This window comes from Bacillus sp. JUb11, from assembly GCF_024807925.1.
In the GTDB taxonomy this organism is placed as follows: domain Bacteria; phylum Bacillota; class Bacilli; order Bacillales; family Bacillaceae; genus Bacillus; species Bacillus altitudinis.
In genome coordinates this window covers 167790-182397 of record NZ_JANUEZ010000004.1, presented here as the reverse complement: position 1 = coordinate 182397, position 14608 = coordinate 167790, and the positions used below count along the sequence as shown (strand labels likewise).

Below are 14608 nucleotides of genomic sequence, written 5' to 3'. Positions count from 1 at the left end.
GTGGACTATGAGCAAACAGAAGATTCAAAAGGTATATCCTTTAACACCAATGCAAGAAGGTATGTTATATCATGCCATGCTAGACCCTAATTCGTCCTCTTATTTCACACAGCTGGAGCTTGGAATAAGAGGGGAGTTTGATCTCGATCTTTTTGAAAAAAGTCTCAATGAGCTCATCGGCACATATGACATTCTCCGTACAGCCTTTGTCTATCAGCAATTACAGAAGCCGCGTCAGGTTGTACTGGCAGAGCGCAATCTAGATGTGTATAGAGAGAATCTATCTCACCTGAATCATCAGGAACAGCAAAAGGTACTAGATCAATATAAAAAGCAAGTGAGAAAGCAAGGCTTCCATTTAACGAATGATTTGTTATTGAAGGTCGCTGTTTTTCAACTGAATGAAACAAACTGGCATCTCATTTGGAGCAACCATCACATCATCATGGATGGTTGGTCCATGGGAGTTTTGATGAAAAAATTGTTTCATTACTACGAATCTTATCGGAACGGCAAAACGCCGGATCGCTCACAAGGAAAACCTTATGCAGATTATATCCAGTGGCTTGGCAAGCAAAATCAACAAGCAGCGGAAGGCTATTGGAAGGATCGCTTAGATGGTGCGATTCAGCATCAAGGGCTTTTGCAGCAAAAAGAAGCGAACGGACAATATGACCATCAGGAATGGACGTTCACATGGGATGCTGAAATGGTCAGCACCATTCAAGAGATCGCAAGGAATTGCCAAGTGACAGCACCAAATCTATTCCAGGCTGTTTGGTCGGTTCTTTTAGGCACTTACCATGCGGCACATGATGTCACTTTCGGAACAGTCGTATCTGGCAGGCCGCCAAGTGTGGCTGGTATAGAACAGATGGCAGGGCTTTTTATCAATACAATACCGGTCAGGGTAGAAATGAATCAGGAAGACACCTTCAAACAGCTGTTTCAAAAAGTTCAGCAGCATGCGCTGGAAGCGGAAAACTATGATTTTATGCCGCTTTATGACATTCAGCAACAGACAGCTGCAGGAGGACAACTCTTCGATCACTTGGTCGGGTTTGAGAACTATCCTTTAGATCAAGAGCTATCTGGTGACACCATGTCGGAACGTCTAGGGTTTTCTATTGATGTAAAAGACGGATTTGAACAAACGAATTTCGATCTAAATGTCCTCGTATATCCAGGTGAAACATGGACATTGAAAATTAAATACAATGCGGTGGCTTTTGAAGAAGAGGTCATTGAAAAAATATCGAAACACCTGACCAACCTCATGAAGCAGATCATCGAGAATCCGGAAGTTCGCCTTCATGACGTGACGTGTATCACCGAAGAAGAAAAACAGCAGATTGAAGCATGGAACAAGACAGAACGAGATTATCCAAAGCATCTGTCTATTCCTGAGCTTCTTAAAGAACGCATTCAAACGCAACCAGACCATCTGGCGTTAGTCGAAGGAGAGCGGGCATTCACCTATGAAGAACTCGGCCAAGAAATCCATCGTGTTGCGGGATATTTGATTGATAGCGGAGTGAAACAAGAAGATGCCGTCGCAGTGTATATGAATCGATCTGCTGAAGCAGTGATCGCCATTTTAGCGATTCTTCAAGCAGGGGCTGCTTATGTACCAATTGATCCAGCCCAGCCAGAGGATAGAATCCGCTTTATGCTTGAAGACAGCGGCGCATCCGTTCTGCTCTATGCGGACAGCCAGCCGCCAGTTCATGAAAGTATCCAAGCCGTTCGTGTGTCGGACATATCGAATCAGTCCAACGGACCATTCGAAGTCGAGACCTCTCCTTCGCAATTGGCGTATATCATGTACACGTCGGGGTCAACCGGCCAGCCAAAAGGTGTTCAAATTGAGCATCAGCATATTGTCAGATTGGCATGTTCTCAGGAGACACTGGGCTTGAACAAGTCGGATCGTATGGCACATACAGGAGCAGTCAGCTTTGATGCCATTACTTTTGAAATTTTCACCACACTGCTGAACGGTGCAACGCTTTATCCTGTTGACCGTGACACGTTATTGGACATCAACCGGTTTGAACGCTTTATCCAAACGAATCAAATCTCGGCGCTCTTTTTAACGACAGGTTTGTTTAATCAACTTGCTCAGCAGCGACCGCATATGTTTAAGGGACTGTCCAAATTGATCACAGGCGGTGATGTGATCAATGTGAAAAGTGCAGAGCTTGTGAAGAAAAATCATCCATCACTTGTTTTACTGAATGCGTACGGCCCAACAGAAAACACCACCATCTCGACCATTTATGAGGTGAGAGGGGATGAAACGGGCACGATTCCAATTGGTCAGCCGATCAATCATTCGTCCGCTTACATTTTAGATGACAATCAAAGACTTCAGCCAATTGGCGCGCCAGGAGAGCTGTATGTTGGCGGAGACGGTGTCTCAAGAGGATATCTCCATCGTCCAGAATTAACAAAGCAAGCATTTATCGCTGATCCTTTCAAGGCAGAAGGGCGTTTGTATCGAACAGGAGATTTGGCTAGGTACGGTTCAAATGGTCAAATCGAATTCCTCGGACGGACAGATGATCAAGTGAAAATCCGTGGTTTCCGTATTGAGCTCGGTGAAATTGAAACGATTCTTCAACAAGAGACGGGGATCGATGATGCGGTTGTGCTCATCCATGAGTCTCCTTCAGATGAAAAAGAAATGACCGCTTACTATACGGGAACGATCATGGAAGAAGAAGTGCGGGCTCTATTTAATCAAGCACTACCAGCATATATGGTACCTCATCACGTCATGAAGCTAGATGCTTTTCCGCTTACCGCAAACGGAAAGGTCGATCGAAAAGCTTTACCAACGCCTGACGAAGCTGATCGTGAAGAAATCAGGATCATTCCACCTGAAACCGAGACGGAAAAGGCGCTTGCTCAAATTTGGGAGGAACTGCTTGGGAAAGCGGTGGGAATAGATGAGCATTTCTTCATGACTGGCGGACATTCACTCAAAGCAATGATGATGTCAGCCAAAATCCAAGAAGTGTTCCAAAAGGAAGTTCCGATTCAAGTGATATTCGAAAAGCCAACAGTTCGATCGCTTGCGTCATACATTGACCAGGACGGTCAAGAAGAACAAGGACATCCGATCTTACCCGCAGCGAAGGCGGAGGACTATCCAGTGTCACCAGCTCAGCGGCGCTTATACATTTTACAAACACTTGAACCTAAGAGTACGAACTATCATATTCCGATCGTCTTAACGCTTGAAGGTACGCTCGATCATCAGCGGCTCACCTCAGCATTTGATGAATTGATTCAAACGCATGAAATTTTAAGAACGAGTTTTCATATGAAAGGCGAGAACATCGTCCAAAGGGTACATGAACGATCGGCATTTGACCTCCCCATCCATGATGTAAAGGAAGAAGAGGCCGAGGCATTTCTTGCTGAACGTCAGGCGCCGTTTGATTTGACAGCCGCTCCCCTCCTGCGGGCACAGCTGCTCAAAGTGAGTCATGATCGTCATCTATTAGTTCTGGAAGCACATCACCTGATTACAGATGGCAGCTCCATGAAGACGTTCATTCAGGATTTGACGAAAGCCTATGATGGAGAGGCACTTGCAGAAAGAGCCATTCATTATAAAGATTACGCTGTCTGGCAGTTAAGTGAAGAAGAAACAGAGAAACAGCGTGTGCATGAAGCGTATTGGCTGAAGCAATTCGAAGGAGATGTACCGGTTTTAGATTTGCCGACAGACTACCCGCGTCCAGTGGAACGTGATTTTTCTGGAGAACGAGTAATGTTTGGCTGTGATCAAGCGACAACTCAGCGTATTCATGAGCTGCTCAAGAAAACAGATACGACGCTGTACATGTTCTTGTTATCTGCATTTCAAGTGCTGCTCGCATCCTACAGCGGACAGGAAGATATCATTGTCGGATCTCCTGTTGCGGGACGAACACATCCAGATATTCAGGACATGCCGGGGATGTTCATCAATACCATTGCGATGCGCGGGAAACCGGAACAAACAAAGTCATTTTTACAGCTGCTTGAAGAAATAAAAGAAACGAGTGTAGATGCTTTTGCACATCAAAGCTATCCGCTCGAAGAGTTAATCGCGCGTCTACCGCTTGATCGTGATACAACCCGAAGCCCGCTCTTTAGTGTTTCGTTTAATATGCAGAACATGGATGTTCCTGCACTAAAGCTCGGCGATCTGAACATTTCGCCTTATGCGATGCAGCACCGATCCGTCAAATTTGATCTGTCTCTCGAAGCATTTGAACGTGAGGGAGAAATAAAACTAAGCCTAGACTATGCAACGGCATTATTTAAAGAGGAAACCATCCGCCGGTTCGGAACACATCTTCTTGCGATTATTCGTGAGGCGGTCCAGCATCCGAATGAACAAATTGGCTTGTTCAACCTCTTGGATCAGCATGAGCAAATGGAGCGGCTGGAGAAAAGGGATGGAGAACAAACAGGTCATCATGAGCCGTACCATGTGCAATTTTCACGTCAAGCCATGGAAACGCCTGATGCCATTGCGGTGATGGATGGTGAAAGGAAGCTGACCTACCGTGAACTAGATCACATGTCCAATGCTCTTTGCAGTGAGCTGAAGATGCAAGGCGTAGAGAAAGAAAGCACAGTCGCACTTATTCTTGATCGCTCTGTCTATGTCATTGTCTCCATGCTAAGTGTAATGAAAGCAGGCGGTGCATTTGTACCAATTGATCCAGCTTTTCCTGCGGAACGTATTCGTTACACATTAAAAGATTCAGGGGCAAAAGTCATCGTGGCAAATGAGTCTCTTGGCGATTCGTATCAGCATCTCAAGTCGATTCAGGTCGTACATGTGGAGAAAGCCGTCCAACGAAACGATTCTCTAGACCTGCCGGACGTATCGGTTGATCAACTGGCTTATGTGATTTACACATCTGGAACAACAGGGAAGCCAAAGGGTGTACAGCTCACGCATCGTAATCTATCACACTACGTCAATTGGTTGACACATGAAGTGACTTTACAAGAATGCGATCGAACGGCACTCCTGTCTTCTTATGCATACGACCTTGGTTACACAAGCATTTTCCCGGTTCTAAAAGCAGGCGGGACACTCTATATTCCTCGTGAAGACGTGTATACAGACCCTGTACGTCTCATGCGTTTTATTGATGAACAAGAGCTGACTTATATCAAAATGACACCATCCTTATTTCATATGATGGCAGATTCGAAGGGTCATACATTTGACGCTTTACGGCTTGTGGTATTGGGAGGAGAACCGATTGTCTCTGAAGATGTTGAGACATTTATGAAGCAGCATCCATGCGTGGCAGTGATGAACCATTACGGTCCGACAGAAACAACGATTGGTACAGTGAGCAAGCTAATGACACCGCATGAGCTGGATGCTTTAAAGGAGCGTTCTATCATCGGAAAGCCTATTGCTCATACAAGAGCGCTCGTATGCAATCGCGAGCAGCGCCTTGTCCCTTATGGCGCACCGGGTGAGCTCTACATTTCAGGTGATGGTGTTTCAAAAGGTTATTTGAATCAGCCTGAATTAACAGCGGAGCGTTTTCTTGAAAATCCTTATTTCCCTCAAGAGCGGATGTATCGAACGGGAGATTTGGTCAGACAGCATGCAAATGGGGAGATTGAATTCCTTGGAAGAGTAGATGATCAAGTGAAAATTCGCGGTTATCGAATTGAGAAACAAGAAATTGAGCATGCCGCACGTGCCCTTTCAATCATTCAAAAAGTGTATGTCAAAGTGATCAACACATCTCGTTTACCGGAGCTGGCGTTATATTATACAGCACCTGATCACATTGGAACGCTGACATTTAGAGAAAAGCTTTCAGAGACACTGCCGGATTACATGATTCCTACTTATTTTGTCAAAGTGGATCATATTCCGCTGACGCAAAACGGAAAAGTGGATGCGAAATCTCTGCCGCTTCCTCATGAGGCACATATGAACCGCACGGCACACGCAGCACCAGAAACGGCGCTTGAGAAGACGCTTTGTGATATTTGGTCAGATGTTCTTGGAATTGAGGAAGTTGGCATTGATGACCATTTCTTTGAATTAGGCGGGCATTCTCTGAAAGGCATGGTGCTCATTTCGAACATGCAAGCCAAACTGAATCAGCATGTTCCACTCAAGGTTCTTTTTGAAAAGCCAACGATACGGGCGATAGCTGCCTATTTGGAAGAAGCTGATGCTTCGCTCGTCACATCCATTCAGCCAGCGGAAAAGCAAGATTTCTATCCAGTCTCTTCTGCACAAAAGCGAATGTACGTATTACAGCAGCTGCATCCAGAATCCGTCACCTACCATATGCCAGCCGTTTTCATGATGGAAGGAAACCTTGATCTGAAGCAGCTAGAAGGAGCGATTCAAGCTTTAATTGATAGACATGAGTCATTGCGGACAGCCTTTGTTGAAATTGACGGCAGTCCCGTCCAAAAAATTTATCGCCGTGTGCCGTTTACGTTACAGATGGTTGAAGTAGAAAGCGATCAGGTACAATCCGTCGTAGACAATTTCATGACACCATTCTCATTACATCAAGCACCTCTAATGAGGGCGAAAGTGGCAAAGCTGTCTGATGACAAATATGTATTCATGATGGATATGCACCATATCATCGCAGACGGAGTGACACGCAGTCTGCTCATTCAAGAATTAGCGGAGTTGTATGAGCATAAGACGTTACCGCCAGTTCAGTTGCACTACAAGGATTATGCGGTATGGCAGCAAGAGGAAGAACAGCAAGCAGCACTTGAAAAACAGCGGCAGTATTGGCTGGAGCAATATGCACAGCCGCCAGAAGACTTAGCACTTCCGCTTGATTTCCCGCGGCCTAGCGTGCAGTCATTTGCAGGAGACCGGGTGGATAGATGGCTGTCTGCTGAGAAGGCGCAGCATATCAAAGCGCTCATGGCTGAAAAAAATGTGAGTTTGAACATGGTGATGCAAACGGCCTTTGCCATTCTTCTTCATAAATTGACTGGGCAGCATGACATCGTCATAGGGGCTGTAACGGCTGGACGTACACATGCGTCAATCGAACGGATTCCGGGCATGTTTGTGAATACACTGGCCCTTCGACATGACGTTCAGTTAGAAGAAACTGCAGAGCATCTGCTAGAAAAAATAAGAGATCACAATCTATCAGCTTATGAACATCAAGGATTCCCATTTGAGGATTTGGTCGCGCAGTTAGACCTTCCGAAAGACACGAGTCGCAACCCGTTATTTAGTGTCATGATGACAACGGATGAGCGTGATCTGACGTTACCGGAATTGAATGGACTTACGCTTTCGCACAAACAGCAAGAAGCCGTTCAGGCAAAGTTTGATTTAACGCTCGGCATCTTTGAGGAACAAGATCAAGTGGGCTTGCGCTTTGAATATGCAGCGGCACTATTTAAAAAGAGTACCATTCAGCGATGGAGTCAATATTTTGAGCGAATCATAGACGAAATGCTTGCGAAATTGAATCAGCCGATCTCAACCATCTCCATCTTAACAAAAGAAGAAGAGCGACATCTGCTTGATGAATGGTCAGGACCTATCCTAGATGTCCCGACAGATCAAACGGTTCATGCATTGATTGAGGCGAAGTCACAAGAAGTACCTCATCAAAAAGCAGCTGCCTTCTGCGGCACGAGCTGGACGTATGAAGAACTGAACAACCGAGCGAATACAGTCGCCGCAAGACTTATTTCCAGCGGCATAAAACCGGGAGACCGCATCGGCATTCTCACACGTCCATCGCTCGAGATGACAGCCGCTGTTCTCGGAGTTCTCAAAGCAGGTGCGGCATTTGTGCCGATTGATGCTGATTATCCAGCGCAGCGCATTGCCTACATGCTGGAAGATGGCGGGGCAGAGGTCCTTCTGATTCAGAAAGGGCTCACTGCACCACCTTCATTCACAGGTCATACCCTCTTCATAGAAGAGGCAGTAGAAGGAGAAGCGCACGAGATTCAGGTTCCTGTCAAACCAACGGATCTCGCCTATATGATTTACACATCTGGAACGACTGGACAGCCGAAGGGTGTCATGGTCGAGCACCAGTCTCTTGTCAATCTTGCTTTTTGGCACAATGATGCTTTCCAGGTGACGAAACAAGACCGAACCGCCAAATATGCCGGCTTTGGCTTTGATGCTTCCATTTGGGAGATGTTCCCGACGTGGATGGCCGGCGCAGAGCTCCATATCATCGACGAAGCGATTCGCCTCGATATGATCAAGCTCAATTCGTATTTTAATGACGAAGGCATCACCATTGCGTTCCTGCCAACACAGCTATGTGAGCAGTTTATGTCGATGGACAATCATTCTCTCCGTTACTTACTGACAGGCGGGGACAAGCTGAAACAGGTGAAGCCCGTTCCATACAAACTCGTCAATAACTACGGCCCAACAGAAAATACGGTCGTGGCGACAAGCGGGATCATTGATCCAGATCAAGGCACGCTTCCTATCGGAACAGCGATTGCCAATACTCGTTTTTACATTATGGGTTCGTTATATGACCTCTCGCCGCAAGGCGTACCGGGTGAGCTCGTGATTGCGGGGAAAGGACTGGCAAGAGGTTACTGGAATCTCCCAGAGGAAACGGACAAACGGTTTGTCCCAGATCCGTTTTATCCAGGAGAGCGCATGTACCGTACAGGTGATTTGGTGAAGTGGACAGAGGATGGCGAGCTGATCTATCTCGGCAGAAAAGACCATCAAGTGAACATCCGTGGATTCCGGATTGAGCTATCAGAAATCGAAGCACAGCTCCTTGCGCTGGATTCAGTCCAAGAAGCCGTCGTGACAACGGTCAAAGACGCAAGTGATCAAGACGCTCTTGTCGTTTACGCCATCACAGATAAAGAAACGGGCACTTTGAAAGAAAGCCTAAAGCGCACCTTACCTGAATATATGGTGCCATCATGGATCATTAAGCTAGACCAACTGCCGATGACGGCAAATGGCAAAGTGGATCTCAAAGCACTGCCAGCACCTGATGTGGAAGCGAATCAAACAGCATACGAAGCGCCAAGAGATGAAGTGGAAGCACTACTTTGCGGCATTTGGGAAGATGTACTTGGCGTCAGCCAAGTCGGTATTCACGACCATTTCTTCTTCCTTGGCGGAGATTCGATTAAAGGCATCCAAATGGCAAGCAGACTCACGCAAGAGGGCTGGAAGCTCGATATGAAACTGCTTTTCCAATATCCAACGATTGCGGAGCTTCGCCCATATATCGAAGAAGCGGATCTTCTCACAGCTGATCAATCACATGTCGAAGGAGAGGTCATTTTAACACCGATACAGCGCTGGTTCTTTGAACGGAAATTTGATCACCAGCACCACTGGAATCTCTCAATGATGCTTCATGCACCAAAAGGGTTTGACTTGGCTGTCACAGAACAAGTTCTGCAAAGACTGCTCTCACATCATGATGCACTGCGCATGGTGTTCAGACAGGAGCATGATGACATTCTGCAATACAATCAGCGGGAGCTGACAGAACCATTTTCAATTATTTCTTGTGATGTTTCAAAAGCGCAAGACGTGAAACAGGCGATTTCCACATACGCCAATGAGTATCAGCGTCAACTGAATCTTGAAAAAGGTCCATTGATGAAAGTGATTTGTTTCCAAACAGAAAACGGTGATCACTTACTCATCATCACCCATCATCTTGTGATTGACGGCGTTTCTTGCCGGATTTTACTAGAAGACTTTATGTCTCTTTATCATCAGGCAGAAAAAGGAGAAACGATGGTTCTGCCGCCAAAAACGCACTCTTTCAAAGAATGGGCAGAAGCGGTTGAACGATACGCGCAGTCGCAGCTGCTAAAAAACCAGAAGGAGTATTGGGCGGCGATTGAAAATAGACCGTTTACGACTTTACCTGTTGACCATGAAGTAAAAGAAAGAAAAGTCGCGGATACGAAAGCGGTCAAAATGCAGCTGACAGAAGCAGAAACCGAGCATCTGTTAACGAATATCCATCTTCCGTACACAACAGAAATGAATGATATTCTTCTATGTGCGCTCGGGCTGGCCGTTCAGGAATGGACAGGACAATCTCATGTACATGTACAGCTTGAAGGTCATGGAAGAGAGGATATTTTATCAGGATTAGATATATCCCGCACAGTTGGCTGGTTTACGAGCATGTATCCAGTCGTTCTTGAAGCGAAACCGAATCAGACCATTGCAGACGCTATCAAAGGAACGAAAGAGATGCTGCGGCGTGTACCGAATAAAGGGATTGGTTACGGTATTTTAAGATACATGACACCATCCGAACCGTCAGTCAAACACGTGCAGCCTGAAATCAGCTTGAACTATCTCGGGCAGATAGATCAGGAAGTGACGACAGAACTCTTTGGACCTTCAACCTATGATATGGGCCGTCAAGCAAGCCCTGAATCAGAAGCTGTTTATAAGCTGAACCTCAGCGGTCTTGTTCAGCACAATCAATTCATTCTGTCGTGCTCATATTGTGCAAGTGAATATGAAGAACAAACGATACAGCAGTTCATCGCATTGTTGAAGGAGAAAATCAGATCCATCATCACTCATTGCTTAGCGCATCAAGAGCGAGAATTTACGCCAAGTGACTTCTCGGCTGCAGACCTTGAAATGGATGAAATGGACGATATCTTTGACATGCTCGAGGAGAAATTGACTTAACACCACTAGATCAGTCATGAAAAAGGAAAGGAGGAATGAAATAGATGAGTCAATTTAAAAGGGATCAAGTTCAAGATATGTACTATCTGTCACCGATGCAAGAAGGAATGCTGTTTCATACCCTCCATCATCATGAAAAAGGCTTTTATGTAGAACAAATGGATATGAACGTAAAGGGGACACTTCGGTCTGATCTGCTTGAGAAAAGCATGAATATCATCGTGGAACGGTACGATATTTTTCGTACCGTGTTCCTCCACGAAAAAGTGAAGCGTCCTGTCCAAGTTGTATTAAAGAATCGACCTTTCCAGCTTGATATTGTGGACATACAGGATCTTTCTGAAAGTGAACAGCTTGAACGTATCGATCGTTTTAAACAAAAGGATCAGCTAAGAGGATTTGATCTCTCGAAGGATCTGCTCATGCGGGCCTCTGTTTTTCAAACGGGTCCTTCAAGCTATCGCTGGATATGGAGCTATCACCATATCCTTCTAGATGGCTGGTGTTTTGGCCTAGTTGTACAGGAATTGTTTGCGATTTATCATGCACTTTTGCATGACATCCCTTACAGGCTGGAGCCAGTCAAGCCATATAAAGAATATATTCAATGGCTGGAAAAACAAGATAAACAAGCCTCACTTGAATATTGGACGCAATCTTTGGCTGGCTTTGAGGGGCAATCGACTTTTAAAGAACAGCGAAAGCAAACAAATGAGCATGAATTAGGCGAAATCGAATGGGCTATGAGTAAAGAAGAAACAGCTGCTTTATCAGAGTTAGCCTTGCAGCAGAATGCCACGTTAAGTAGTGCGCTTCAATCGGTTTGGTCTATCTTACTCAGCAGGTATCAGCGCTCAAACGATGTGTTGTTTGGAACGGTTGTGTCAGGACGTCCGGCAGATTTGGCTGGTGTGGACCGGATGGTGGGATTGTTCATCAATGTCATTCCAAGACGAATTCAGCTGACAGACCATATGACGTTCCGTTCTCTATTATCAGAGACGCAGCAGCAGTCTTTAGCGGCTGAACCGCACCAATATATCCCGATTTATGATATTCAGGCTAAGGCAGGTCAGCAGCAGCTCATTGATCATATTGTGGTGTTTGAGAATGTCCCTGCTGCAAAGAAAGACGAGCAGGAGTCACTGCTTGGCTTTACAGTAGAAGACATGAATGTCTATGAAAAATCGAACTATGATCTCAATTTACTTGCATCACCTGGGGAACGATTGCAGCTGAAGCTGGCCTTTAATCAGCGTGCATTTGATTCTGCATTTGTCCATAAATTAAAGGATCAGCTGACCCTTTTGATCAGAGGGACCATCAAACATCCAGATCAGTCAGTTCATACACTGACACTCGTGACAAAGCAGGAAAAGCAGCGAATGTTAGAGGAATGGAATGCACCTGAGCTGGAGCATGATCAGCTTTATTTGACAAAGTGGTTTGAACATAATGTCCGAAAACAGCCGAATGCAGTGGCATTATCGACAGGTGATCACACGATGACATATGCGGAGCTGAACGAACAAGCCAATCGACTGGCAAGGCATTTGCAAAAAAATGGGGTCAATCATCAAACGGTGACCGCCATTTTAGCAGAGCGGACACCTGAACTCATTGTCAGCTTACTCGCTGTCTTAAAAGCAGGTGCCACCTATGTGCCGATTGATCCAGATTATCCAGAAAGCCGTATCCAATATATGCTGAAAGACAGCGGAGCGACGCATCTTCTGACTCATTCATCCTTTATCAGTCAGACGAGGTCACTCGCATTTGATGGCACGTATCTTTTTGCAGATGATCAAGAAATTTTACTGATGAGCTCAGAGAATCTGCCACTTGAAGCTGGTTTAGATGATACGGCATACATCATGTATACATCTGGAACAACCGGACAGCCAAAAGGCATCATGACGACCCATTCCAATATTGCCCGGGTGGTCAAAAATACGAATTATTTAACCATTTTAGAAACAGATACATTGCTGTCGTTATCAAATAGCGTATTTGATGGCTTTACATTTGATGTATATGGTGCGCTTTTAAACGGAGCAAAGCTTGTCCTGCCGCAAAAAGAAACCATTTTAGATATGGGGAAGCTCACTGAGCTGATAAAAGGAGAGCATATTTCTGTCATGTTTGTTCCAACCGCTTTATTCCATCTTCTCGTTGATGAAGGAACAGACTGGATGCGCGGTGTGCGTAAGGTGCTGTTTGGGGGAGAGAGGGCATCGGTTCAGCATGTGAGAAAAGCCTTTGATGTGATGGGAAAAGGCAGATTGTTGAATGTATACGGACCAACCGAATCAACGGTTTTTGCCACGTATTATCCGATAGATGAAGCGATCCCTTTAGAGGCACATTCTATTCCAATTGGGAAGCCGCTCAACCAGACGGGCGCTTATATATTAAGTGAGCACAGGCAGCTTCAGCCGATTGGAATGGTTGGAGAGCTTTGTCTGAGCGGCAAAGGACTGGCAAAAGGGTATTTGAATCGTCCTGATCTGACAAAACAAGTGTTTATTCCTCATCCTTTCGCTTCGGGTGAGCGCCTGTATCGTACAGGGGATTTAGCTTACTTTCGAGAAAACGGTCTGATTGAGTATGCAGGCAGAGTTGATGATCAGGTAAAAATTCGAGGACACCGTATTGAACTGACAGAAATTGAAGCCAACCTTCTCATGCACCCAGGTGTAAAACAAGCTGTAATCCTAGCGGATCATGATGAAACCAATCATACAAGGCTGCTTGCCTATATCACGTGTGATGATGCATGGAAAGGCAAACTCGATGACATCAAATCAAGGCTGAAAGAGCGTCTTCCAGCTTATATGCTGCCTCATGAGCTGATTGAACTGGAGAACCTCCCACTTACGCCAAACGGGAAGGTTGATAAACGCCAGCTACCAAAACCAGAGGCACCGCAAGGAAACCGCCGTGTGAAACTGCCCGCAAATGAAGTGGAACAAAAGCTGTTGGTGATGTGGCGGGAAGTACTTGAACGAGAGGATATTAGCACAGATGACCATTTCTTTGAGCTTGGCGGACATTCTTTAAAAGCGATGTCTCTTTTGTCCAAAGTATCAAAAGAGTTTGAGGTTCAGGTGCCGATCCATTTGTTGTTTGAGACCCCGACGATTGAAGCGCTTAGTCATTATATTCAGCATCAGGACGGGGAAACCGCTGGCTATCTTGTATTCAATGAATCTCAAACATCAACAGTCTTTGCTCTTCCGCCATTACCAGGCTACGGCTTTGTCTATCAGGAAGCAGCAAAAACGCTTGATGATGTTCGGTTGATCGCCTTTGATTTTATTGAAACGAATAACCGAATGGCGCAGTACGTTCAGCATATTCAGCACCTTCAGCCAAAAGGGCCGCTGACGTTGATGGGGTACTCAGGCGGATGTTACCTCGCCTTTGAGCTTGTTCAAGCGCTTGAACAAGGAGGGCGGACAGTCGAGAAGGTCATCATGATCGATTCCTATAAGAAAATTGGAGAAAGTGATTTAGAAGGGCGATCCATTGATGATGATATTGAAGCGATTGTTCATCAAACGAAACAAAGCGAACTTGCTCAAGGGGAGATCGTTCAAGAAGCGCTTGCCCAAAAGACGCGCGCCTACTATGAAACGTTTGTTAAGGGGGTGAATCAAGGCAAAATACAGGCAGATATTACGTTCATCCAATCTGAAGAACAAATAGCGATCCCGGACTGGATGGAAGAGTGGACACAGGCAACGGCCGGATCTTTTACCCAATACCAAGGCTATGGCCGGCATGCTGATATGTTCAAACATAAAGAATGTGCAGCTCAAAATGCAAAGCTGATCAAGCATATTGTCAATCAAACAAATAGAGAACGAGTCTTGTAAACTTTAGATTAGGCAGGATGCAGCTTTT

2 protein-coding genes are annotated in these 14608 nt (G+C 45.6%); both read left to right on the top strand.

All coding sequences use genetic code 11. From position 1 onward, the window contains the following. Positions 1-7: 7 nt before the first annotated feature. Positions 8-10702, top strand: coding sequence for a non-ribosomal peptide synthetase (locus M2369_RS09190; protein ID WP_259254041.1), 10695 nt, complete (start codon positions 8-10; stop codon positions 10700-10702). A gap of 44 nt (positions 10703-10746) precedes the next feature. After that, positions 10747-14580: a non-ribosomal peptide synthetase gene (locus M2369_RS09185; protein ID WP_259254040.1), complete on the top strand. Its 3834-nt coding sequence runs from the start codon at positions 10747-10749 to the stop codon at positions 14578-14580. Positions 14581-14608: the final 28 nt, after the last annotated feature.